The organism is Streptomyces sp. NPDC046349 (genome assembly GCF_055587885.1).
In genome coordinates this window covers 1-22,265 of sequence record NZ_JBVJFK010000021.1, presented here as the reverse complement: position 1 = coordinate 22,265, position 22,265 = coordinate 1, and the positions used below count along the sequence as shown (strand labels likewise).

The 22,265-nt window shown below is 75.2% G+C and carries 19 protein-coding genes; 10 read left to right on the top strand and 9 right to left on the bottom strand.

What is annotated here, in order from left to right:
• Positions 1-158: 158 nt before the first annotated feature.
• Positions 159-1,700: an FAD-binding oxidoreductase gene (locus ACZ6JS_RS34445; protein WP_469303913.1), complete on the top strand. Its 1,542-nt coding sequence runs from the start codon at positions 159-161 to the stop codon at positions 1,698-1,700.
• A gap of 12 nt (positions 1,701-1,712) precedes the next feature.
• Positions 1,713-2,867, top strand: a complete 1,155-nt coding sequence (locus ACZ6JS_RS34440) for a hypothetical protein (RefSeq protein ID WP_469303912.1) — start codon at positions 1,713-1,715, stop codon at positions 2,865-2,867.
• On the opposite strand, the gene ACZ6JS_RS34435 is transcribed toward ACZ6JS_RS34440, so the two are convergent.
• Together ACZ6JS_RS34435 and ACZ6JS_RS34430 are read right to left on the bottom strand one after the other, a co-directional pair.
• The gene (locus ACZ6JS_RS34435) at positions 2,821-3,213 is read right to left on the bottom strand and encodes a hypothetical protein (RefSeq protein ID WP_469303910.1); all 393 of its coding nucleotides are present in this window, start codon (positions 3,211-3,213) and stop codon (positions 2,821-2,823) included. The two genes, ACZ6JS_RS34440 and ACZ6JS_RS34435, sit on opposite strands and share 47 nt — an antisense overlap.
• Before the next feature lie 113 nt (positions 3,214-3,326).
• On the bottom strand, positions 3,327-4,274 hold the full coding sequence (locus tag ACZ6JS_RS34430; RefSeq protein ID WP_469303909.1) for an AEC family transporter: 948 nt from the start codon (positions 4,272-4,274) through the stop codon (positions 3,327-3,329).
• 83 nt (positions 4,275-4,357) lie between these two features.
• On the opposite strand from ACZ6JS_RS34430, the gene ACZ6JS_RS34425 reads away from it, so the two are divergent.
• The 4 genes from ACZ6JS_RS34425 (at position 4,358) to ACZ6JS_RS34410 (ending at position 9,303) form a co-directional block, all read left to right on the top strand.
• Complete coding sequence (locus ACZ6JS_RS34425) at positions 4,358-5,830, top strand: sensor histidine kinase (protein WP_469303908.1); 1,473 nt, start codon at positions 4,358-4,360, stop codon at positions 5,828-5,830.
• Positions 5,827-6,507 (top strand): response regulator, encoded by a 681-nt coding sequence (locus ACZ6JS_RS34420; protein WP_469303906.1) that lies wholly within the window; start codon positions 5,827-5,829, stop codon positions 6,505-6,507. Before ACZ6JS_RS34425 ends, ACZ6JS_RS34420 begins: the two co-directional genes overlap by 4 nt.
• Positions 6,508-6,928: 421 nt before the next feature.
• On the top strand, positions 6,929-8,077 hold the full coding sequence (locus ACZ6JS_RS34415; protein WP_469303904.1) for an alpha/beta hydrolase: 1,149 nt from the start codon (positions 6,929-6,931) through the stop codon (positions 8,075-8,077).
• Positions 8,074-9,303 (top strand): acyltransferase family protein, encoded by a 1,230-nt coding sequence (locus ACZ6JS_RS34410; protein ID WP_469303903.1) that lies wholly within the window; start codon positions 8,074-8,076, stop codon positions 9,301-9,303. Before ACZ6JS_RS34415 ends, ACZ6JS_RS34410 begins: the two co-directional genes overlap by 4 nt.
• Before the next feature lie 116 nt (positions 9,304-9,419).
• On the opposite strand, the gene ACZ6JS_RS34405 is transcribed toward ACZ6JS_RS34410, so the two are convergent.
• Positions 9,420-9,842, bottom strand: a complete 423-nt coding sequence (locus ACZ6JS_RS34405; RefSeq protein ID WP_030843124.1) for a DUF350 domain-containing protein — start codon at positions 9,840-9,842, stop codon at positions 9,420-9,422.
• A gap of 94 nt (positions 9,843-9,936) precedes the next feature.
• On the opposite strand from ACZ6JS_RS34405, the gene ACZ6JS_RS34400 reads away from it, so the two are divergent.
• On the top strand, positions 9,937-11,736 hold the full coding sequence (locus ACZ6JS_RS34400) for a GNAT family N-acetyltransferase (RefSeq protein ID WP_469303901.1): 1,800 nt from the start codon (positions 9,937-9,939) through the stop codon (positions 11,734-11,736).
• A 22-nt stretch (positions 11,737-11,758) separates the two neighbouring features.
• On the opposite strand, the gene ACZ6JS_RS34395 is transcribed toward ACZ6JS_RS34400, so the two are convergent.
• A complete protein-coding gene (locus tag ACZ6JS_RS34395) occupies positions 11,759-13,828 on the bottom strand; it encodes an AMP-binding protein (protein WP_469303899.1) in 2,070 nt (689 codons plus the stop codon).
• A gap of 135 nt (positions 13,829-13,963) precedes the next feature.
• On the opposite strand from ACZ6JS_RS34395, the gene ACZ6JS_RS34390 reads away from it, so the two are divergent.
• Together ACZ6JS_RS34390 and ACZ6JS_RS34385 are read left to right on the top strand one after the other, a co-directional pair.
• On the top strand, positions 13,964-15,877 hold the full coding sequence (locus tag ACZ6JS_RS34390; protein WP_469303897.1) for an ABC transporter ATP-binding protein: 1,914 nt from the start codon (positions 13,964-13,966) through the stop codon (positions 15,875-15,877).
• A 7-nt stretch (positions 15,878-15,884) separates the two neighbouring features.
• The gene (locus ACZ6JS_RS34385; RefSeq protein ID WP_469303896.1) at positions 15,885-16,271 is read left to right on the top strand and encodes a VOC family protein; all 387 of its coding nucleotides are present in this window, start codon (positions 15,885-15,887) and stop codon (positions 16,269-16,271) included.
• 81 nt (positions 16,272-16,352) lie between these two features.
• On the opposite strand, the gene ACZ6JS_RS34380 is transcribed toward ACZ6JS_RS34385, so the two are convergent.
• A complete protein-coding gene (locus tag ACZ6JS_RS34380; RefSeq protein WP_469303894.1) occupies positions 16,353-16,700 on the bottom strand; it encodes a hypothetical protein in 348 nt (115 codons plus the stop codon).
• Between the two features lie 220 nt (positions 16,701-16,920).
• Entirely contained in the window at positions 16,921-17,643 is a 723-nt protein-coding gene (locus ACZ6JS_RS34375) for a FadR/GntR family transcriptional regulator (RefSeq protein WP_469303892.1), read from the bottom strand.
• 129 nt (positions 17,644-17,772) lie between these two features.
• Between ACZ6JS_RS34375 and ACZ6JS_RS34370 the strand changes: the two genes are divergently transcribed.
• On the top strand, positions 17,773-18,294 hold the full coding sequence (locus ACZ6JS_RS34370) for a gluconokinase (RefSeq protein WP_469303967.1): 522 nt from the start codon (positions 17,773-17,775) through the stop codon (positions 18,292-18,294).
• Positions 18,295-18,467: 173 nt separating this feature from the next.
• On the opposite strand, the gene ACZ6JS_RS34365 is transcribed toward ACZ6JS_RS34370, so the two are convergent.
• The 3 genes from ACZ6JS_RS34365 to ACZ6JS_RS34355 form a co-directional block, all read right to left on the bottom strand.
• On the bottom strand, positions 18,468-19,466 hold the full coding sequence (locus ACZ6JS_RS34365; protein ID WP_469303890.1) for a hypothetical protein: 999 nt from the start codon (positions 19,464-19,466) through the stop codon (positions 18,468-18,470).
• A gap of 72 nt (positions 19,467-19,538) precedes the next feature.
• Positions 19,539-21,149: a cytochrome P450 gene (locus ACZ6JS_RS34360; protein ID WP_469303888.1), complete on the bottom strand. Its 1,611-nt coding sequence runs from the start codon at positions 21,147-21,149 to the stop codon at positions 19,539-19,541.
• 88 nt (positions 21,150-21,237) lie between these two features.
• Positions 21,238-22,044 (bottom strand): serine hydrolase domain-containing protein, encoded by an 807-nt coding sequence (locus ACZ6JS_RS34355; protein ID WP_469303887.1) that lies wholly within the window; start codon positions 22,042-22,044, stop codon positions 21,238-21,240.
• Between the last annotated feature and the right edge of the window lie 221 nt (positions 22,045-22,265).

Genomic DNA, 22,265 nt, shown 5'->3' with positions numbered 1-22,265 from the left:
TCGCCCGGCGCGGGACGGTCGCGAGGTTCGGGCGAGGGCGCCCGGTCCGCACATATGACGAGCTGAACCGTTTCCGCGATGGTCCGTTCGGGGGTCAACGCGGTGCACCTGGGACCCGCCTGCACCGTGATCCGGACGGACGGTGGCAGGAAAGAGGTATGAGCCTCCCTCGGCGCCAGGTACTCGGCGGTGCGGCCGCGGCCGTCCTCGCCACCGTCGGCGCGGCGGCCCGGGGCCCGGACTACGGCGCGCTGGCACGCGGCCTCGACGGGCGGCTGGTGCTTCCCGGGGACCGCGACTACCCGGAGGCCCGGCGGCTGTTCCAGCCCCGCTACGACGCCGTCGCGCCGGCCGCGGTCGCCTATCCCGCCCACGCGGGGGACGTCGCCGTCTGCCTGGACTTCGCCCGTCGCGCGGCCGTGCCCGTGGTGCCGCGCGGCGGCGGGCACAGTTACGCAGGCTGGTCCACCCGGACCGGCGCCCTGGTCGTCGACACCGGAGCCATGGCCGCGGTGACGGTCGAAGGGAACGGTGCGCGGATCGGCGCGGGCGCCCGGCTCGGTGACGTGCACGCCGCCCTCGCCGCACGGGGCCTGTCCGTGCCGGCCGGGCTGTGCCCCTCCGTCGGCATCGCCGGGCTCACGCTCGGCGGAGGGCTCGGCCTGGCCTCCCGGGCGTACGGCACCACCGCGGACCGGCTGACCGGGGCACGGGTGGTCACCGCCGACGGGACCGTCCGCGAGGTCTCGGCGGAGCAGGACGGGAATCCGGACCTGTTCTGGGCCCTGCGCGGCGGTGGCGGCGGAAACTTCGGCGTGGTGACCGAATTCCGCTTCCGGACGCACCCCGCCGGCGACTGCGCCTTCGCGGAACTCCACTGGCAGACCGCCCGTTCCGCGGACGTCCTGCGCGGCTGGCAACGCTGGCTGGCAGGTCTGCCGGACCCGTTCTGGAGCCAGGTGGAGTTCACGGTCGAGGCGGGGTCCGGCCCCGGACCCGGATCCGGAAAGGGCGCCGCGGCGCCCTCGGTGCGGGTGGTGTGCCTCGACGGGCGCACCGAACTGGAACGGCAGTTGACGAGGCTGTCCGACCTGGTCGGCGCAGCGCCGCGGGACAGCTGGACCGTCGTACGCAGCCACGGGGACACGTTGCGGGCCATGTCCGGCTGCCTGGACCTGAGCGCCCCGGAATGCCGGCTGCCCGGCGTCCTGCCAGGCCGGGACCCGCGGGGGCGGCTCGGCAGGGACTCGTACGCCGCCCGCTCGGACTTCTGGGCCGGCGCGGCGCTGACGGACGCAGCCATCGGCGCGGTCCTGGACGCCGTCCGGCGGTACGGGGCCGACGCGCCCCGGGGCGGGCTCGGCGTCGTCCAGTTCGACGGGGTCTGCGGCGGCGCCGTGAACCGGGTCGCGGTCGGCGACACCGTCTTCGCGCACCGCGACAGCGCCTTCCTCGCCCAGTACCTCGCCTATTGGCCCGAATCCGCGCCGAGCACCGACGTCGCCCGGCACGAGGCCTGGCTCGACGGGCTGTGGCAGGACCTGCGCCCGTGGGCGAGCGGCCGCGCCTACCAGAACTACATCGACCCCAAGCTCACCGGCTGGCGCGAGGCCTACTACGGCCCGAACCTCGCCCGGCTGGAGGAGGTCCGGCGTACCCACGATCCGGACCGGCTCTTCCGTTTCCCCCAGGCCGTTTAGGGAGTGTCCGGCATGCGACGTACGTTGACGGTGGCCGCGGCGGCGGCCGCCCTGCTGGTGTCCGCGGGGCCGCTGCCCGCGGCCGAGGCGGGGGGCGCCGTTGCGGTGGCCGCGGGCCGCTGGGGCGCGCACGAGGCGGAGTCCTTCTGGACGCCCGAGCGGATGGCATCGGCCCGCCCGCTGCCGCCCGTCCCCGCGCAGTTGCCCGTCGTGCCCCACCCGCCCGCGATGCCTGACACCCCCGCGTCACCAGGGCCGCCGGTCACGCCGGTCCCGCCGTCGGCACCCACGCCCGAGGTGGCGCCGTCCCCCACCCCCGCCGTGACCACTCCCGCCGTGACGACGCCCGAGCACCCCGAACCCGCGCCGACGCCGACGCCCGTCACCCTTCCCGCACCAGCACCAGCACCCGCGCGTCCGCTGCCCCGGATCCCGGCCGCCGGCCCCGGCGTCGGGCAGGACTTCGGCGGTCTACCGGTCGTCGGCAGGATGTTCCTCGTCAAGGGCGGCGGCTCCTACTTCTGCACCGCGAGCGTGGTCGCCTCCCCCGGCCGCAACCTGGTGATCAGCGCCGCACACTGCCTGCTCGGTGCCGACACCCGCCAGGTGGCCTTCGTACCGCAGTACACGCGGGCCAGGCCGCGGCCGTTCGGCATGTTCCCGGTCGTGCGCACGGCGGCCGGACGCTCCAAGATCTGGATCGACCAGCGCTACCGCACCCAGGGCGTCAACCGCGCGGCCGCCCTCGACGTGGCCTTCGCACAGGTCGGGCCCGGCCCGAAGGGGCGGCGGGTACAGGACGTGGTCGGCGGCAACCGGCTGGTCACCGGCGGCGGCTACGCGCACGCGCGGGCCACGCTGATCGGGCACCCGTCCACCGCCGCCCGGCCCCGCCTGTGCGTGAACCGCACGACGAAGTACACCAGCACCGACGCACGGATCCCGGGCTCGTTCCTGCGCATCGCCTGCACCGGCTACCCGGGCGGCACCAGCGGCGGCCCGTTCCTGCTCCGCCTGGACAACCGCACCTGGACCGGTGACGTGGTGGGCGTCATCGGCGGCTGGAAGACGGGCGGGGACAGGCCCGACGTGTCGTACAGCTCGTACTTCGGTGCGGACATCAGGAAGTTGTACGAGAAGGCGGTTGCCGGGGCGAAGGCGCCGTAAGGGCCCGCACCCACCTCGTCCGGCGCGGGTTGCCGACCGTACGCGGGGTCGCCGGCAGCCCGTCGCCCGTCAGCACCTCGGCGGGCCCGAGGCCGAGCCGGCGGCGCAGTTCGGCCAGGGCCGCGTGGACGGGCGCCAGGACCACCTCGGCGCCCGGGGCGGCGGATGCGAGGGCGTACGCCGTGGTCTCGATCGCCTCGGCGGCGTCCTCGGCCGCGGTCCGACTCCACCCGCCGGGAGCTCCGGGCCCCCAGGGCGTGACGGTGTCGTAGAGGTGGCAGGCGGCATCGGCCGCGGCGTCGGCCCGTTCCCCGACGCCGGGGGCCGCGATGGTCGGCAGTTCCATGCCGGTTCAACGAGCCGGTCCCGCCCGGGGGTGCGTGGACGGTGACGCGGTGCGTACCGCCGGGGGAGCGTGGCAGCGGATCCCGCAGCGCGGGGCGCCGGTTACCGACCTGCTCACGGGGCGACCGCCTGCAGCCAGAGGGGCAGCAGCACCAGTGACACGAGCGAGGTCTTGATCACGACCGAGGCGGAGAGGCCGACGCCCACGTCGTAGCGCTGGGCGAAGATGAACAGGTTCTGCGGCGTCGGCATCGCGGCGATCAGCACGAGGTACGCCAGCCAGTCGCCCCGCACCCCGAAGAGCGACCCGCACACCGCCCACGTCAACAGGGGGAACACCAGGCACTTGAAGGCGATCAGGGCCAGTTCCTCACGCGTGGTGCCCCGCAGCCGGAGGCCGACGCCGCCCAGGTGCAGGCCCAGCGCGAACAGGGCCACCGGCGAGGCGCTGTCCCCGACGAAGGCGGCTCCGTCGAGGACCACGCCCGGTACCCGTACCGAGAGCAGGTTGAGCAGGATGCCCCCGTTGCAGGCGAGGACCAGCGGAGTGGCGAGCGAAGCACCGACGGCGCGGGACAGGCGCCGGCCCGGGCCTTCCTCGGCGGGGCCTGCGCGGCCCAGCTCCATGAGGGCGATGACCACCAGGGACAGCACGCACACCTGGAAGAGCAGGATCGGGAAGATCGGCGCGGCCGTCCCGAAGACGGTGATGAACACGGGGACGGCGAAGTAGGCGGTGTTGACCTGGACTCCGGCCATCACCCGCAGGGCCACCTCGCGGGGCTCCCGCCGGCCGCGGGCGACCGCCACCGCGGCCACGGCCGCCATGGCGACCGCCGCGGCCGCGGCGTATCCGCCGATCGCCCGCCGGTCGAACAGGGCGGCAAGGTCGCTCGCGTAGATGTTGCCGAAGAGGTAGCACGGCACCGCGAAGAGGAAGGCATAGTCGGAGAAGACCTTGGAGGCCTCGGCCGGAACGACCTTGCGGCGCGCGAGGAGGACCCCGCCGCCGAAGGCCAGCAGCACCGGCACCAGTTTCTCCAGCGCGGCCGCCCCGCCCATGCGAACATCTCCCCCATGATCGAACGGTGTGCAGCCTACCCCTGTTCCCCCACGCCCCCGGTGGAGCCCGGGCTGGTGCGGTCATGAGCGACGAAGCCCGCGAACGGACGGGAGACCGACCCGGCAGGCGACCGCGCGGGAAGCCCGGCGGACGGAACCGGGAGGGGGTCGCCGCCCGCACGGCCGAGGCCCGCGAGCCCGTCGCCGCCCCGGCCCGGCTCGCCGCGGCCCTGGCCCAGCTCGCCGCAGCCCTGCGTACGCCCGCCGCGGCGGCGCAGCCGCTCTTCGCGCAGGCTCCGAAGGCATGGCAGCGGGCGCTCCCGTACGTCGTGGTCGGCGTCTTCGTGGTCTCGCTGCTGCCGACGACGATCGCGGTGCTCACCGACGACTACGGGCTGGACGGCGGTTGGGCGGGGGCGCTCGGAGTGGCGCAGACCGTGCCGCTGCTCCTCGCCGTGACCCGGCCGCTGCCCGCATGGCTGCTGGTGCTCGCCTCGGACACCGCCGGTGCGGTCCTGCTGACCCAGGCGGACAGGGTGGCCGGACACCCCTGGCCGTGGACGCCGATGGCCGTCGTCGGCTACCTGGTGCTGATGGCCTGCCTGGGGCTGCGCGAGTCCATCCGGAACCTGGTCGGGGTGTGGCTGGTGACCGGCGCGCTCGGTGCCGTGCTGGGCTTCTTCCAGCCCGAGGGGACCACCACCACCGCCGCGCTGCTCTTCGTGCTCGGCGGCACGGTGCTGGCGCTGACGGGCGCACTGCGCGGTCTGGGCGACGCGCGCCAGCGGATCGCCGAGCAGGAGAGCATCAGCGAGGCCGAACGGTCCCGGCGCACCCTGCTGGAGGAACGCACCCGGATCGCACGCGAGTTGCACGATGTCGTCGCCCACCACATGTCGGTGATCACGGTGCAGGCCGATTCGGCGCCCTACCGGCTGCCGGGCATGCCGGAGCCGGTACAGCAGGAGTTCGCGGCGATCGCCGCCAGTGCGCGGGAGTCCCTCGGCGAGATGCGGCGGCTGCTGACCGTACTGCGGACCCCGGACGGCGCGCGCGGCCCCGGCGAAGGCGGTGCCGACGGGGAGCGGGCTCCGCAGCCGGGGATCGGCCGGCTCCAGCAGCTGGTGGAGGCCACCGTACGGGCGGGTCAGCCGGTGGAGCTGTCGCTGGCGGCCGGTGCGGCGCGGGCAGCGCCGCCGGCGGTCGACCTGTCGGCGTACCGGATCGTGCAGGAGGCCCTCGCCAACGTGGTGCGGCACGCGCCGGGCGCACCGACCCGGGTCTCGGTCACGGCCGACGACGACGAGGTGCTCGTGCTCGTCGTCAACGGCCCGGCGGCCCGGGACGCAGTGGTGGAGCCGGAGGGCGCGGGCACGGGGCACGGCCTCGTGGGGATGCGGGAGCGCGTACGGTTGACCGGCGGGACGCTGGACACCGGACCGCTGCCGGACGGGGGTTTCCGGGTCGCCGCGCGCCTGCCGTTGCACACCGGTGACGGGACCGCCGTCGCACACGGGGCGAACGAGGCGAACGACACGAACGGGGAGAGCAGTTGACCATCCGCGTGGTCATCGTCGACGACCAGGCCATGGTGCGGGCGGGGTTCGCCGCGCTGCTGTCCGCGCAGGCCGACATCGACGTGGTGGGCGAGGCTCCGGACGGGCGCCAGGGGGTGCAGGTGTCCCGCTCCGCGCACCCCGACGTGGTGCTGATGGACGTGCGGATGCCGGAGATGGACGGGTTGGCGGCGGCCCGGGAGCTCCTCGGCCCGCCGCCCGGGGTGGTGCACCGGCCGAAGGTGCTGATGCTGACCACCTTCGACATCGACGACTACGTGTACGAGGCCCTGCGCGCCGGGGCTTCCGGCTTCCTGCTGAAGGACGCCCCGCCGGCCGACCTGATCGCGGCGGTACGGGTCGTCGCGTCGGGTGAGGCGCTGCTGGCGCCCTCGGTGACGCGGCGGCTGATCGCGGACTTCGTCCAGCAGCGGCCGGCACCGCGCAAGGACCCGGCGCTGCGGCTGAACGGTCTGACGCCGCGTGAGACGGAGGTGCTGGAGCTGATCGCGCGCGGGCTGTCGAACCAGGAGATCGCCGGTCACCTGGTGCTGGCGGAGCAGACCGTGAAGACGCACATCGGGCGGGTGCTGGCCAAGCTCGACCTGCGGGACCGGGCCCAGGCCGTGATCTTCGCCTACGAGGCCGGCCTGGTGCGCCCGGGCGACTCGGCCTGATCCGCCGGCATCGGGCCCGAGCCGGGAGCGGTGCCGGGCCGGGGCAGGCGGTTGCCGGGCCGGATCGGGCCGTTGCCCGGTCGGCCCGTACCGGCGCGGCGGCGGTCGGCGGCAGGCGGCAGGCGGACGGCGGCAGGCGGCAGGCGGCAGGCGGCAGGCGGCAGGCGGACGGAACGTCCGCGGGGCCGCCGCCGAACAGCAGCGCCCGGGTATCCGATCGGGGTCCGCCTGACGGGCGCAGGGATGTCGTCGGCGTACCCGAGTCTGTTCGGTGACCCCGCGCCCGCCGGGGCCGTCTCCTCCGCGGCCGTCTCCTCCACCCCCTACCGGGGTATGACATCGGACTTGGCTCCACGGTCCGACGTGCCTCGGGGTGCCGTCTTCCTACCTTCCTCCTCGTCACGAGGAGAGGAGAAGGGGCATGCGCCGCTTCGGAAGGACGCTGGTCACGGCCGCGCTGGCGGTGGCCGTCGTCGGGGGGACCGCCGGTTGGGCTTCGGGCGGCAGCCAGTCGGCGGTCACCGGCCCGCCGCCGGGCAGCGCCGCCTGGCGGGCCGACACGGCGTACGGCCGGGTGCTGCCCGATCCCGCGAAGGCGACGCCGCCGGAGGTGGCCCGGTTCTTCGCCGGGCTGGGCGATGCGGGGCGCGCGGCGCTCGTGCGGTCCCACCCCCTGGTGGTGGGCAACCTCGACGGGGCGCCGCTCGCCCTGCGGTACGAGGCCAACCGGCTCGCCGTCGCCGCCACGGGCGACGCACGGTACGCGTCCCTGGCCGCGCCCGACCGCCGGATCCTGGCCTTCGACCCGCGCGGGCGGGGCCAGGTCGTCGAGGTCTTCGGGGATCTGGAGCACGCCGCGCACGTGGCGGTGGTCGTGCCGGGCTCCGACAACGACGCCGCCTCCTACGACGCCCGGCGCGCGCCGCACACCGGCCCGGCCGGCATGGCCCGGGCGCTGCGCACGGCGACCGCGGCGACCGCGGTCGGCGGTTCGGCGGCCGACGCGGCAGCGGCCGGCGGTCCGGTGGCCGACGCGGCAGCGGCCGGCGGTCCGGTGGCCGACGCGGCAGCGGCCGGCGGTCCGGTGGCCGTCATCGCGTGGACGGGGTACACCACCCCGGTCGGCATCGGTCCCGACGCGGCCGACGGGCGGCTGGCTGCGGCCGGGGCGACCCGCCTGGCCCGCTTCACCGCGGGTCTCGACGCCGTCGGCGCACCCGACCCGGTGCTGTTCTGCCACAGCTACGGCTCGGTGGTCTGCGGCCTGGCGGCGCGGCACACCGACGCGACGGACGTCGTGGCCTTCGGCTCCCCCGGCATGCGGGCGGCCACCGCGGACGCCCTGCACACCGGAGCGCGCGTATGGGCGGCCCGGGGCCCCTCGGACTGGATCGCGGACGTACCGAACGTCAGCTTCGCCGGGATCGGCCACGGCGCCGACCCGATCTCCGCCGCCTTCGGCGCGCGCCGGGTGCCCGCCGCCGACGTACGGGGCCACGCGGGCTACTTCACACCCGGCACGCAGTCCCTCGCGGTGTTCGCCGCGATCGCGAAGGGAGAGGTCCGATGAGCGTCTCCACGTGGTCGGCAGCGCTGCGCAGGACCGCCGAGCGCATGGACCGGCAGACCCCCGCCCACCGCAACCGCGCGGTCGACGGGCTGCGCGCCCTGGCGCTGCTGGCCGTGCCGACCGGCCACTGGCTGCTCGGCGGCTTCACACTCGACGCCGACGGCGGTCTTCACAACGCCAGTCCGCTGTCGGCCTTCGGCGCCCTGGCGCCGGCGAGCTGGGTGCTGCAGATGCTGGGCATCTTCTTCCTCGTGGGCGGCTACGCCTCGGCGCTCTCCTACCGGCGGCGCCCAGGGTCGGCGGGCGCCTGGCTCAAGGGCCGGATCGTCCGCCTGGGCCGGCCCGTGCTCGGAGTGACGGCCGTGTGGGCGCTGGCCGCGCCGCTGCTGTACGCGGCCGGCGTGCCGGAGGCGTCGCTGCGGACCGGGGCCACGCTGGTCGTGCAACCCCTGTGGTTCGTCGGGGTGTACGTGGTGGTCACCGCTTTGACCCCGTACTGCGTACGGGTCGCGGGCCGGCTCGGCGGCTGGGCGGCTGCCCCGCTGATCGCGTCGGTTGCGGTGGTGGACGTGCTTCGCTACGGGCCGCTCGCGCAGTCCGTGCCGTCCTGGCTGTCGGTGCTGAACATCCTGCCGGGGTGGCTGTTCGCGTACCAGCTGGGCGTGGCCTGGGGCGAGCGGCGGATCGGGCGCCGCGGGGCCTGGCTGCTGCTGGCGGGCGGGACGGTCCTGTTCGCGGCGCTGTTGGCGGTCTTCCACTATCCGGCGTCGATGGTGGGGGTGCCGGGGGCGCCGCGGACCAACTCGCACCCGCCGTCGCTGCTCGTGCTCGCCCTGGCCTCGGCGCAGTCGGGGGCGGCGATCCTGCTGCGGGACCGACTGGCGCGGCTGCTGGCCCGGCCGGTCCTGTGGGCCCCGGTGGTCGTGGTCAACCTCAGTGCGATGACGATCCTGTGCTGGCACCAGACGGCGATGCTGGCCGCGGCCGTGCCGGCCTCGTTCGCGGGTGGGGTGGCCGGGCTGACGACGGCGCCGGACAGCCTGGGATGGGTCGCGGCGCGGGTGGCGTGGATCCCGGTGTTCGCGGCGCTGCTGGTGGGGATCGTTCGGTACGCGCGGCGGTTCGAGGCACCGCCGGTGGCGGGTCGCCCGGCGAGCGCGGTGCGGCGCACGGTGGCGGGGCTGCTGGCGGTGGGTTTCGGGGTGTTCGCGCTGGGCCTGGCGTAGGGGCTGGCCGGCGGACAGGCGTCGGACCAGGCCGGGTCGTCCGGTGCCGGGCCGGGTACGCGAAGAGCGCCGCTTCCCTGACGGAGCGGCGCTCTCGGCGGTCGGGTGCTCCCGCGTCAGGCGATCGAGGCGGCGACGATCGCGGCGACGGCGAGGTTGCAGGCCGAGGAGACCCAGACCGCCGGGTGGGGCTGCGGGTCGACGACGATGGCGCCGAGCTTGCCCGGGGTCACCAGGTCCAACACCAGGAAGGCCACCGCCATCAGGATCAGGCCGAGGAGGCCGAAGGCGGCCGTCGACGCCAGGCCCTTGCCGAAGTCGTCGTACGTGGTCCAGATCGACGTGAAGACGATGCCGCCGATGCCGAGGAGCGCCGAGCTGAGGAAGAGGGCCGCGTTGCGGTTGCGTTCCTCCCAGATCTGCTTCGGGAGCTTCCCGGGCGTCAGCACGTCCACGAGGACGATGCCGAGGATCAGCAGGACCAGGCCCAGGGCACCGTAGGCGCTGGTGCGGCCAAGTCCGTTGATGATGTCGCTCATTGAGAAGCCTGTCTCCGATAGGTGGGAAAATACGAGCCGTGGGGAGGCCGAATCTATCGCACGGCCTTCCGGCAGGCCATGGGGAGGTCAGCGAATGGTGGAGGTCAGGGCCGCGCGTGCGGCCGAGGCGGAGGCCCTGACCGGGCTGGTGATGCGGTCCAAGGCGCACTGGGGGTACGACGCCGCGTTCCTGGCGGCCTGCGCCCCGGAACTTCGGATCCGGCCGGACGAGGTGACCGCGCGCCGTATCGTTGTCGCCGAGGACTCGCGGGGGACGGTCCTCGGGCTCGCCTCCCTGGAGGGTGCCGCGCCGCTGGCGACCCTGGGCCTGCTGTTCGTCGAACCGTCGGCCATCGGCCAGGGCGTGGGGCGACTCCTGTACCGGGACGTGCTGCGGCGGGCCGTGGAGCAGGGGGTGCGCAGGCTGGTCATCGATTCGGACCCGCACGCGGCCGGCTTCTACCGGGCGATGGGCGCCGTGGCGGCGCCGGGCGGGCCGGCTGCGGCGGCCGATGCGGGGGCCGGCCGGAGCGGGCGTCTGGTGCGGTTCGAGGCCGCCCCCGCCCCGCTCGCCGACTGGGCCCGGGCCTGGACCGGCGGCGGGCGGGCCGTGCACGTGGGCAACGTCGCCGAGTTCAACGCGCAGTTCGGCGACTCCTCACTGGACCGCGAGCAGGCGGTCGCGCACCACTACTCCTGCCTGGCCGCCTTCTACAGCCCCTGCCCGTCAGCCCTGGTGCTGCCCCGGGCGGTGCCCGCCGGCTGGACCGAACTGGTCTGCCGCCAGCTGGGCTGGACCGGGGTCGAGGTGTACGACGGCCTGGTCGAGCGGGGGCCCGGACTCGTCGACGCGGTACGGGCCCGGCCGGCGCTGGCCGCACGGCTGACGGGGGCCGGAGAGCCGCTCGTACCGTGGGGGCTCACCCGGCCGTTCGGGCTGCTGACAGGGCGGCCGTGGCGGTCCGGGGACCTGCGCTACGAGTCGAAGGCAGCGGCGCACGGCCTTTTCGAGCGGATCCTGGCGGAGGGCGGCCACCCCGGGATCGTGCTGCCCGCGCAGGTGCGGGCGGTGACGCGGTGGTCGGCGGCGCGGCTGCTGGCCGCGCGGACGCGGACGGGAAAGAGCACCGTACTGAAATCGGAGTACGGCGTGGGGGGTTCGGGCACCACCGTGGTCACGGCCGGGCAGGTGCGGGCGGCGGGCGGCGCCCGCGCCGTCCTGCGGCGGCTGCCGCGCGGGCCTGTGCTGGTGGAGGACTTCGTCGAGGGCCCGCCGGATCCCGGCGCCGCCCGCGACCTGACGTACGACGGTTTCGTGGACGCGGCCGGCGGGCTGCACGAGGTCGGGGCGGCCCTGATGGACGTGACGGCGGGTGCCTACCGCGGAGCCACGGTGGGTCCCGGGGTGGTGCCGGACTGGGCGGAGAAGCCGGTCCTCGCCTTCGGTGCGGCGGTCGGCCGGGAGCTGGCGGCGTCCGGCTACCGGGGCTGGTTCGACGTGGACTTCGTCGTGGACGCCGCGGGGCGGCTGGCGCCGACCGAGACGAACCTGCGGCTGACCGGGCCGTCGATCGCCTTCATGGTGGCGGCCCGGCTGGACGCGCTGCGGGGCGCGGGGCACCTCGTGCGGATCGCGGACCGGGTGGAGCTCGGCGCGCGGCTGCCGGAGGCCCAACTGGACGAGCTCTGCGCGGACCTGGCCCGGGCGTGCGCGGATCTCGGGGCGGTGTTCGTCCCCGCGATCCCGACGGGCGCCTTCGATCCCGCGCCCTGGATGGGGGTGCTGGTGGCCGCGCACGGCCTGGAGGTCCTGGACGCGGCCGAGAGCCTGGTCCGCGCCGGGGCGGCGGCCGTCGGGGCGATGTTCGACGCCCCGACGCCCGCAGCCCCTTGAGGGTGCCGCGGTCGGCGGCCGGTCAGGTCCGGTCTTCGAAGTCGAAGGGCGAGGCCGGCTTGCGGGCCAGGTGGACGGCCACGACGAGGCCGGCGATCATCAACGGGATGTTGAAGGCGTAGACGAGGAAGGCCTGGAGGGGCCAGTCCTGTTTGGCCGCCAGACGGTAGGCGTTGTCCTGCGGCCACCAGGCAAGCAGCAGGTAGCTCGCGGCCAGGTGGACGGCCCTGATGCGGCCCGGGGGTCGGCCGCGTTCCCGGCGTTCCATCAGGCGGTAGCCGGTGAACAGGAAGGCCAGGCCCGCCCCGAAGGCCACGCTTTCGGCCACGTAGAGCAGGAAGAAGAGGGCTGCCCACGGGTACGGCACGGCGGAGAGGTCCGTGGATCCGGGCCACACGACGCCTGTGAGCGCCAGGGTGAGGAAGGCGAGGACGATCGTCAGGCACCCGGCGGCGACGACGCGGCCGCCCTCCGGGTCGCCCGCGCCGGCGGCCGCCCGGGCGAATTTGCTGCCGTGCGGCGCAGGCCGTTCGGAGACGGGCTGGGTGGGCAGCGGGAGGGCGGAACGGTCCTCCTGCCCACCCCGTCGGCGCGGCAGGGCCCTCAGCCGGACGAGGACGGTCGGCGTCACTTCCTTCAGGACGACGCCCGCGAGGTGGTTGCGCAGGCCGTGGATCTCGGGCAATGGTGCGGAGGCGTCCCAGGCCGGGTCGCCCGGCGGCGGGGACACGTAGGCGACGAGCCGGCGGTCCCCGTTTTTGCCGACGCCGTCGACGAGGGCGACGAGGGCGGCGCCGATGCCCGGATGGGTGCGGATCGCCGCCTCGACGGGGTGGGGGTCGAAGGAGCCTCCGTGGAGGGGGATCCGGTCCCGGATCCGGCCCGTGTACTCCAGCAGGCCGTCGGGGCGGAGCACGCCGAGGTCGCCGGTGGGTATCGCGTCGCCGCCGCCGGGCGGGGTGAGGTGTATCTCGCCGCCCCGCACATGGACCTGGCATCCCGCGAAGGGGGTGCCCAGCAGGGAGAGCCGCTCTGGTTCGCCGACGGGGGCCGGCAGCTGCGGGAGTTCGAAGCAGGTGCCCGCTCCGGCGGCCTCGGTGAGGCCGTAGACGTCGAGGATCCGTACGCCGGGACGCAGACGGACGTGCAGGGCGTCCAGTTCGTCGAGGTGGAGGCGGTCGCCGGTGACGGTGGCCAGCCGCAGCGAGTGCAGCGGCCGGGGGCCGGTCCTGCGGTCCGCGGCGGTGGGCCTGGGGCCGTCGATCACCAGCTCGGCGATGCCGGCGGGATCGGTGTGCAGGACGGTGACCTTCTGGCCCTCGACCGCCGTGCGGACCTGATGGGGGTGGTCGGTACGCCAGGAGGCGTCCGGGGGCAGGACGAGGGCGCCGCCCGTGCCCAGGACCCGGGTCCAGCCGGCGGCGAAGGGGGTGACGTCCGGGCGGGCGGTGATGAGGTGCCGGTCCTGCGGGGTCGGCCGGGCCAGCTCGGTCCAGCCCGAGTGGGCGGCGAGCAGCACGGCGTGGCCGACCGGGACGGGCCGCGGGTCGGTGCTCGCCGTGAAGAGGACGGCCGCGCGCCCCGCGGCCGGGGTGGCGCGGCCGACGGACGCCTCCGCGAGGTCCGGTGCGTAGCCGGGCCGGGCGGCGATCTCGGCGGCGTCGTCGTCCGTCCGGATCGCGCGCAGGCCTGTGGCCGTGTCGAGGGCGGCCCGGTGGGGCGAGTGGGTGAGCAGCGCGAAGGGCGCCAACGCCTCGAGTGCGGCGAGCTGTCGGCGCCCGGTGCGGGGCGTTTCGGCGTCGACGACGGCGTAGGACCCGCCGGCTTTCAGTACGGCGAGGATGCAGACGACGAGCTCTTCGTGCCGGGTGGTGCCGATGGCGACGAGTCCGCCCGGCGGCAGACCGCGGGCGAGCAGATGGTGCGCCAGCCGGTTGGCCCGGGCGTCCAGTACCCCGTAGGGGACGTGGTGCTTCGGGGAGGCGATGAGGGCGGGCGCCTCGGGCGTGTCCCGCGCCCAGCGTTCGAAGTGGTGCAGGACGGTGCCGGTGGTGCCCTCGGCGAAACGGACGGACTCGGATCCCTGCGTCATGACCCGATGATGCCACCGGGCACCGACACGGGAGGAGTACCGAAGTCGCTTGGGGTCGACCGCAGTTGCTCCGGTCGGGGGGTCCGGAGTCGAAACCTTGACCTCAACTTTGGTTGAGGTCCTAGCGTTCGGGTCATGGACATGGAAGTCACCGCTTGGACATCGCTGCACAGCGCGATCAACGCACAGCAGGACCGTCGCCCCCTCTCCCGGGACGGTCTGCGCCGCGTGGCCGCCTTCGCCCGCCCGCACCGCCGCGGGCTCGTTCTCTTCCTCCTGCTGAGTGTGGTGACCGCGCTGCTGGCTGTTGCCACCCCGGTCCTCGCCAGCCGGGTGGTCACCGCCATCGTCGACGGCCGGGACAGCGCCGCGGTGACCCGGCTCGCCCTGCTCATCGCGGTGATCGCGGTCGCGGAGGCGGGGCTCGGACTGCTGGCCCGCCGGCTCTCCGCCACCCTCGGCGAGGGCCTGATCCTGGATCTGCGGACGGCGGTCTTCGACCATGTGCAGCGGATGCCGGTCGCCTTTTTCACCCGCACGAGGACCGGAGCCCTCGTCAGCCGCCTCAACAACGACGTCATCGGCGCCCAGCGGGCCTTCGCCAACACTCTGTCGGGGGTGGTCGGGAACACCGTAACCCTGCTGCTGACGCTCACGGTGATGCTGAGCATCTCCTGGCAGATCACCCTGCTGGCGCTGGTGCTGCTGCCGGTGTTCGTCCTGCCGGCCCGCCGGATGGGGGCGCGGATGGCGGCGATGCAGCGGGAGGCCTCGGCGCTGAACGCCGCGATGGGCACCCAGATGACCGAGCGGTTCTCGGCGCCCGGCGCGACGCTGGTCAAGCTGTTCGGGCGGCCGGCCGACGAGTCCGCGGAGTTCGCGGTCCGGGCGGCCCGGGTGCGGGACATCGGGATCCGCACGGCGATGGCCCAGTCGGCCTTCATCACAGCCCTCACCCTGGTCTCGGCCCTCGCCCTGGCGCTGGTCTACGGACTCGGCGGGTACTACGCCCTGCGGGGGACCCTGGACGCCGGTTCCGTCGTCGCCCTCGCCCTGCTCCTGACCCGGCTCTACGCTCCGCTGACCTCGCTCGCCGGCGCCCGCGTCGAGGTGATGAGCGCGCTGGTGAGCTTCGAGCGGGTCTTCGAGATCCTCGACCTGAAGCCCCTCATCGCGCAGAGGCCGGACGCCCGCCGGGTGCCGGAGGGTCCGGTGACGGTGGAGTTCGACCGGGTGTCCTTCGGCTACCCCGCCGCGGACAAGGTCTCGCTCGCCTCACTGGAGGAGGTCGCCGCACTCGACGCCCGCGGCGGCACACAGGTCCTGCACGAGGTGTCCTTCCGCGCCGAGCCCGGCCGGATGGTCGCCCTGGTGGGCTCGTCGGGCGCCGGCAAGTCCACCATCGCGCAGCTGCTGCCCCGGCTGTACGACGCCGACGCGGGCGCGGTCCGGCTCGGCGGCATCGACGTACGCGACCTCACGGCCGAGTCGATCCGCGAGACACTGGGCATGGTGACCCAGGACGGGCACCTCTTCCACGATTCGGTACGGGCCAACCTGCTGCTGGCCCGCCCGGACGCCGCCGAGGAGGAGATCTGGGAGGCCCTGCGCCGCTCACGGCTCGACGGCCTGGTCGCCTCGCTTCCGGACGGGCTGGACACGGTGGTCGGGGAGCGCGGCTACCGGCTGTCCGGCGGCGAGCGGCAGCGGCTTACCATCGCCCGGCTGCTGCTGGCCCGGCAGCGGGTCGTGGTCCTCGACGAGGCCACCGCGCACCTGGACTCGACTTCGGAGGCGGCGGTGCAGGAGGCCCTCGGCGAAGCCCTCGCGGGCCGCACCGCCGTGGTGATCGCGCACCGGCTGTCGACGGTGCAGGCAGCCGACCTGATCCTCGTGGTCGAGGACGGCCGGATCGTGGAACGGGGCACGCACACCGAGCTGCTGGCGGCGGGAGGCCGGTACGAGGAGCTGTACCGCACGCAGTTCGCCGCGGCGGACACGCCCGCCGGCACGGGATCCGACGGCGCGGCACCGGTGCGGGGAGCATGATGCTGTGATGGACATCAAACTGGAACTCGTCGCCGTGCCCGTCACCGATGTCGACCGGGCCAAGGCCTTCTACGAGAAGCTCGGCTTCAACGCCGACCACGACGTCACCGTCAGCGAGGACATCCGGTTCGTGCAGCTGACCCCGCCGGGGTCGGCCTGCTCGATCGCGATCGGCAAGGGCCTCACCCGGATGACGCCGGGGTCCCTCGACAACATGCAGGTCGTCGTCACCGACATCGAGGAGGCGTACGAGGACCTGCGCGGCCGGGGGGTCGAGGTGACGGAGATCCAGGACCTGCCGTGGGGCTCCTTCGTCTACTTCTCCGACCCGGACGGCAACGGCTGGGCGGTCCAGCAGACCACTCCGCGCAAGTCGGCGGAACCCGGGCAGTGACGCCCGAGGGGCCGCGGCCGCCGGTCGGCGGGACGTCGCGCCGCACGGTGCCGGGGCACCGTGCGGCGGCGTCCGGCGGGGTCAGGCCTGCGCTGCGGCGTGGTGGGGGTCCAACTCCCAGGCGTGGTGCTTGAACTCGTGGCGGAAGTCGGCGTGGTCCTCCCACTGGCGCGCGATGCCGCGCAGCACGTCCCAGTTGTGCTCTACGGACTGGTCGATGACGCGGCGCGTGGCCGGCTCGGCGGACTCCCGCTTCTCGATGAGGCCCTTGACCGCCGAGGCCTCCAGCACGGAGTTGCGCAGCGCGCGCAGCGCACGGGAGGTGTCGTCCATCGCGAAGCCGTGCTCGCTGCCCGTCGCCTCGTCGAACAGCGGAGTGAGCCGCGCCTCGATGAATGCGGTGATCCGCTCGAAGTGCTGCACGTCCATCGGGGGCTCCCTCTCCTGCCGGACCACCGCGTGACCCGGCGTCTCCACTGCTTGTGCCGTTCGCGGCCATTATGGCCGAACCGCCTTCCCGGTGATCAATTTCCGAGATCCACTGCGAGGAGGGGACGTGGGACGGACGGTCGGGGCCATGCGGCGGCTGCGGCTGCGGGTGACCCCGGCACCGGTCCGCCCTCGCCGGCCCCGGCCTGGCCGCGGCGGTTCAGGGGGTCAGCAGCACGTCCAGCTCCTCCAGTGCGCCCTCGGCGATCCGCCGGGTCAGCGCCTCGGCGCGGGCGGCGTCGCCCTCGCGCACCGCCTCGGCCACCTGGACGTGCAGGGTGACGGCGGCGGGGTCGGGGTCGTGGAACATCACCTCGTGTTCGGTGCGCCCCGTCAGTACCTCCGCGACGACGTCGCCGAGCCGGGCGAACATCTCGTTCCCGGAGGCGTTCAGCACCACGCGGTGGAACGCGATGTCGTGCTGCAGATAGCCCTCGAGCTGGTGGCCGCGCGAGGTGCGGACCATGCCGAGGGCCGCCGCGGTGAGGTCGGCACAGTGCTGCGGCGTCGCCAGTTCCGCGGCGAGCCCGGCCGCCACCGGCTCGATGGCGGAGCGCAGCACGGTGAGGGAGCGCAGCTGCCGGGGCCGGTCGGGGCCGGCCAGCCGCCAGCGGATCACCCGCGGGTCGTAGACGTTCCACTCCTCGGTCGGGCGCACCGTGACGCCGACCCGGCGGCGGGATTCGACCAGGTGCATCGACTCCAGGACGCGGACGACCTCGCGCACCACCGTGCGGGAGGCGTCGAAGCGTTCGGCGATCTCGTCGGTGCGCAGGACGCTGCCGGGCGGGTACTCCCCCGCCGTGATCGCCAGGCCGATCGTGTCCAGCACGTGGGAGTGGAGGCCCGGTCCGGGACCGCTGTCGGCGCCTTCGGTGGTCATGGCGCAAGCGTATGGTGACGACCCCTCGCACAAAAGATGCGATGTTTTCGAACCGAGGCTTGAATACGTAGTACTTACTGCGCTTCAGTGGTGCCACGACCCGATGTCGACGAGGACGGCGAGGTGGACGTGAGCACCCAGCGCGTCATTGTGGTGATGGGCGTGGCCGGCACGGGCAAGACGACCGTGGGCCGGCTGCTCGCGGCACGGCTCGGCCTGCCCTACGCGGAGGGCGACGCCTTCCACCCGGCGGCCAACGTCGCCAAGATGGCGGCCGGCCACCCGCTGGACGACGCGGACCGGTGGCCGTGGCTGGACGCCGTGGGCGAGTGGATCCGCAACCGCGCGGGGACGTGCGGCGGAGTGATCGCCGCGTCCTCGCTCAAGCGCGTCTACCGCGACCGGCTGCGTTCCGCGGCTCCCGGGGCCGTCTTCGTACACCTCACCGGTGAACGGCCGCTGGTCGAGGAGCGGATGGCGGCGCGCAAGGGCCACTTCATGCCCACCACGCTGCTGGGATCGCAGTTCGCCACGCTCGAGCCGCTCCAGGACGACGAGTGCGGCGTCGCGCTCGACGTGACCGGCTCCCCGGAAGAGGTCACCGGGCAGGCCCTGGCCGCGCTGGGCCGGCTCGACACCTGCGGAACCTGAGGGAACGCCACCGTGACCAGTCGGGGGCGGCGGCGTCTCGGCCGTCACGGCCGCCGCCGGCACCGGGGCGATCACCTCGGCCGGCGCCACCCGGCCGGGGATCGCCGTTGACGACCTGATCGGTGAGGGAGACGGTGACCTCGGTGGTCGGCCTGGGCCGTGTCCTCCCGCAGTCACCCGTGCTGTAGGTCCTGTCGGACCCCACCCCGTCCCGGATCCTGCAGTTGGGCGGCGGCGAGGGCGAGGCCGCCGGCCGCCGTCGCGCAGCGGACCGCGAGGTTCGCGACCTCGGCCCGGAGCGCCTCGGTCTCCGGGCCCTGCCATGTCGGCGTCCAGGCCGCGGCCCTGCGCAGCCGGACCGCGTGCGTACGCAGCGCGGCGGCATGGCCCTGCAGGCTCCCGCGCTGGGGCCGCGGCGCGGGACGGAGCGGCCGCGGCCGCTGGGGCGGCCGGTCCGCGACGCGGCGCCGGACGGGACCGCGATCGGGTGCCGCCCCCGACGGGGGCCGCGCGGACAGGCCCGGGCCGCTGTCGCAGAAGGCCCACAGCGCGGCGCCGAGTCCGAGCAGCGGCCGGGCCGGCTCGGCCCGTCCGGTGGCCACCTGCCATCCGGCGTGGTCGTTGAAGGGATTCGCGTCGGTCAGGGCGTTCCAGGCGAGGATGTCGGCGAACGACGGCGCCAGCAGGGAGAACGCGTACTCGGCGCCCCGCTCGCGCATGATGCCGCGGAACAGCCTGACGGCCTCGGCCTGGCTGCCGGCTTCGACGGCCCGCAGGACCGCCGCGGTGCCGGGGTCCTGCCGGAGTTCGGGGCGTCCCGCGCTCGCCGCCCGGATCCGGGCCTTGAGCCCGCAGACGGCGAGGCTGACGGCGAGACTCTCCCGGCCGGCCAGGACCCCGGCGAGGCGGCCGGCCCGGGCGGCGCCCCGGCCGCGCGCCGCCCAGCCGAGGCCCGCCGGATCGGTGAGGGTGCGCAGCAGGGTGCGCCAACCCCGCCTGCTGCGGCCGCCCCTGGCGAGGGCCGCCGCGGGCAGGCGGGCGCCGAAGGCCAGGCCGGAGGCGTAGCGGGCAGCCTCACCGACCGCGTCGGCGGCCTCGGCAAGTGCGCGGCACGGGGCGTCGAGCTGGTCGGCGTCCGGGGCGGTGGACGCGGAGGTCGCGGCGTCGGACATGGGATCCTCATGGGTTTCGGCAGTTGAAGCTGGGCAGAGCGGTACAGGGGCGACGCCGACGGGGAGGACGCGTCAGCGGCGGGTGAGGGCGAGTCGGATGCCGTGCGGATCGAGCGTCACGGGCAGCGGTCCGACCGGGTCCAGGACCGGCCGGGTGCCGGTGATCCGGTGGCCGCGCAGCACCTCGGCGCAGAACGCGGCAGTGATCATCAGTCCGAGCTGGTCGCCGGGGCAGCGCCCCTCGCCGTGGCCGAAGGGCGCCAGCCGGATGTCCTGGTCTGCACCCGGGTTCTTCCACCGGCCCGGTACGAAGACGTGCGCGGCCGGTACCCGCTCGGGGTCTCGCTGGTGGAACGCGGCAGGCAGGAGCACCGAGGTGCCGGCCGGGTGGCGCACGCCGCGCCATTCGGTCTCGGCGCGGGTGACGCGGATCAGGTCGGGCACCACCGGGTACAGGCGCAGCGACTCACGGACGCAGGCCCGCAGCCTGGGCAGTTCGCCGCGGGCCGGGCCGGCGGCGATCTCGGCGGCCGCTTCGGCGGCGGCCGCGTCCTGTTCGCAGGGGTGCGCGCCGAGCAGGAGCAGCGTGCGCAGCAGGGTGTCGGGCACGGCGTCCATGGCCAGGAGCCACAGCCGGGCATCGTCGCCGGGGTCGAGGCCGCCTTCGGTGCCGCCGTGGCGGGCGGCGCGGCCGGCGAGGGTGTCGTCGCCGGCGTGCCGGACGTACTCGGCGATGCGTCCGCGGGCCTTGTCGTGCACGGACCGCGCGGCGCGCCCCGGGCCGCCGCGCGGGCGCTTGCCCTGGGCGCTCAACTGGGCGAGCCATCCGGCGAGTTCGTCGTCCCCGGCGGCCGGATCGCCGAGGACGATCCGCCGTGCGGCCCGGTTCACGGCGTGCCGGGCGCGGGCGAGTTCGAGGCTGCCGGTGGCGGTGAGGCGCCGGGCCTCTTCGCCGACGGCCGTGAGGATCGGGCCGGCCGCGGGGTGCACGGGCACACCCGCGGCCAGCACGGCCTCGCTCATCCGCCGCCGCCCGGCGGGCTGTTCACCGCGGACGCACCCTGCGCCGTCCCCGTCGGGGCCGGGCTCGTGCGTGCTCGGACCCCGGCATTTCCGAGGCGGGTCGGCCGCGAGGACGCTGACGGGTTCGGCGTAGAAGCGGCGCAGGTCCCGCGGGTCGAGGAGGACGAGGAGGGTCTTCCCGGACCGGGTGCGGACGAGCGCGGGCGCGTCCCCGTGGCGGGCACGCAGGGCGCGGAGGGCGGCGGCGGAGGCGCGCACCCCGTCCGGCCGCCGTCGGCGCGGCCGGGGCCGGCCGGTGCCGGATAGCAGAGCGGCGAGGGCGGCGAACACGGTGGTCGCGGCCGCCGGTGACGCGGCGGGCGCGAGGAGTGCGGCGGTGCCGGCGCGCGCGGCAGGCGCCCCGCGGAGCGCTGCCCTCCCGGATGTCCGCCGGCCGGGAGTCTCCGCGCCGAGCGGTGGCGCGGCCGGTCCGAGGTCCGCGGGCGGCGTTCCGCCCCGGCGGGGCCGGGCCGCGTACTCCTCGGGGCGCAGCCGGATCTCCGCGCCGCCGTGCGCGGGGTGTTCGCCCCGTGCGGACCGCACCGGCAGCCCGGTCCGTTCCGCGAGGGCCCGCACCCGGGCCCTGATCCCGTCGAGGGCTGCCCCTTGGACCGTACGCATCCGTGAACCTCCGCGGCGGGAACGACGACAACGGTCGGCGACATCGGCATCACCGTACGTCCCGCCCGCGGAGCGCGCGCTCCGAGCGCTACGCCCGGGGGATCCCGCCCGGCCCGCTGCTCCGGGCGGATGCGTCCGGGGAGAAGACGGCCTCGCGGAAGGTGGTGCGCAGGGGGCCGCGGGCGGCCGGGAGGAGAACCGCCCAGCGGGCGTGTCGAGGGGAGATCCAGACGGCGGGGCCGGGGTCGGTCGGGGCGTGGTGGACCCATACGCCGTGCGGGGCGGGGTGCCAGAGGAGCCCGCGGGCGGGGGTGAGTTCGCCCGTGCGGATACGGAGGGACTCGGCCGTCCAGGCACGGGTGAGAGGGGCCGGTCCGACCGGGTCACCCCCGCCACTCGGGTCACTCGGGTCACTCGGGTGAAGGATGTGCCCCAGGAAGAGGGCGAGGTCGGCGAGAGGTGCGCGGAGGGCTCCGTCGGCGAGGCGGGTGCGGGTCATCCCGAGCGGGTTCCAGACCCGTACGGCCGCGAGCTCGGCGAGGGTGCTCCCGCAGAGGTGCTCGACGAGGCGGGTGAGGGCGGCCGTGCCCCCGGGGCGGGTGAGCAGGTGGTGGGCGGTGGTCCCGGCAGGCGTGCCCGCGGCGGCCTCCTCCCCGTACGCGGTGAGCGGGGTGTGGAGCCGCAGGGCGCCCTCGTCGACGAGGGTGCCGACGGACGGCCACAGCGCGAGGACGGGGATGAGTCCGCCGACGTCGAAGACGTCGTCATCGGCACCGTGCGCGCCGTGCGAACCGGCGTGTGGGCCGTCGGGTCCGCCGACGGCCCACACCGCCCCGGGATCGGCGGACTGCACGAGGGCTCGGACGGCGTCTGCCCGGTCGCTCAGGAGCGTCATGGTCGCTCACGCTAACGACCCGGGCCGCGGGCCCGTGGCAGGTCGCGCGGATCCGCCGCTCCGGCCACCCGAATGGGCCGGAAGGCCGCGGTCCCGGGCCGGAAGGAGGGGGCGGGGCCGGTGGGCACCCCCGTTATGTTTTTCGCGGTCCTGCAATGGGACCGCTGGCCTCCGGGCCCGGTATGACTGTGTCCCCTCTGTCGAACGGATGACCTGGGGGG

Excerpts from the sequence above, each read along its gene's own strand:
- ACZ6JS_RS34390 (WP_469303897.1), top strand. The coding sequence starts at position 13,964 with ATGGACATGGAAGTCACCGCTTGGACATCGCTGCACAGCGCGATCAAC.
- ACZ6JS_RS34375 (WP_469303892.1), bottom strand. The coding sequence starts at position 17,643 with ATGACCACCGAAGGCGCCGACAGCGGTCCCGGACCGGGCCTCCACTCC.
- ACZ6JS_RS34395 (WP_469303899.1), bottom strand. The coding sequence starts at position 13,828 with ATGACGCAGGGATCCGAGTCCGTCCGTTTCGCCGAGGGCACCACCGGC.
- ACZ6JS_RS34445 (WP_469303913.1), top strand. The coding sequence starts at position 159 with ATGAGCCTCCCTCGGCGCCAGGTACTCGGCGGTGCGGCCGCGGCCGTC.
- ACZ6JS_RS34355 (WP_469303887.1), bottom strand. The coding sequence starts at position 22,044 with ATGACGCTCCTGAGCGACCGGGCAGACGCCGTCCGAGCCCTCGTGCAG.
- ACZ6JS_RS34415 (WP_469303904.1), top strand. The coding sequence starts at position 6,929 with ATGCGCCGCTTCGGAAGGACGCTGGTCACGGCCGCGCTGGCGGTGGCC.
- ACZ6JS_RS34385 (WP_469303896.1), top strand. The coding sequence starts at position 15,885 with ATGGACATCAAACTGGAACTCGTCGCCGTGCCCGTCACCGATGTCGAC.
- ACZ6JS_RS34365 (WP_469303890.1), bottom strand. The coding sequence starts at position 19,466 with ATGTCCGACGCCGCGACCTCCGCGTCCACCGCCCCGGACGCCGACCAG.
- ACZ6JS_RS34440 (WP_469303912.1), top strand. The coding sequence starts at position 1,713 with ATGCGACGTACGTTGACGGTGGCCGCGGCGGCGGCCGCCCTGCTGGTG.
- ACZ6JS_RS34435 (WP_469303910.1), bottom strand. The coding sequence starts at position 3,213 with ATGGAACTGCCGACCATCGCGGCCCCCGGCGTCGGGGAACGGGCCGAC.
- ACZ6JS_RS34425 (WP_469303908.1), top strand. The coding sequence starts at position 4,358 with ATGAGCGACGAAGCCCGCGAACGGACGGGAGACCGACCCGGCAGGCGA.
- ACZ6JS_RS34400 (WP_469303901.1), top strand. The coding sequence starts at position 9,937 with ATGGTGGAGGTCAGGGCCGCGCGTGCGGCCGAGGCGGAGGCCCTGACC.
- ACZ6JS_RS34405 (WP_030843124.1), bottom strand. The coding sequence starts at position 9,842 with ATGAGCGACATCATCAACGGACTTGGCCGCACCAGCGCCTACGGTGCC.
- ACZ6JS_RS34430 (WP_469303909.1), bottom strand. The coding sequence starts at position 4,274 with ATGGGCGGGGCGGCCGCGCTGGAGAAACTGGTGCCGGTGCTGCTGGCC.
- ACZ6JS_RS34360 (WP_469303888.1), bottom strand. The coding sequence starts at position 21,149 with ATGCGTACGGTCCAAGGGGCAGCCCTCGACGGGATCAGGGCCCGGGTG.
- ACZ6JS_RS34380 (WP_469303894.1), bottom strand. The coding sequence starts at position 16,700 with ATGGACGTGCAGCACTTCGAGCGGATCACCGCATTCATCGAGGCGCGG.
- ACZ6JS_RS34410 (WP_469303903.1), top strand. The coding sequence starts at position 8,074 with ATGAGCGTCTCCACGTGGTCGGCAGCGCTGCGCAGGACCGCCGAGCGC.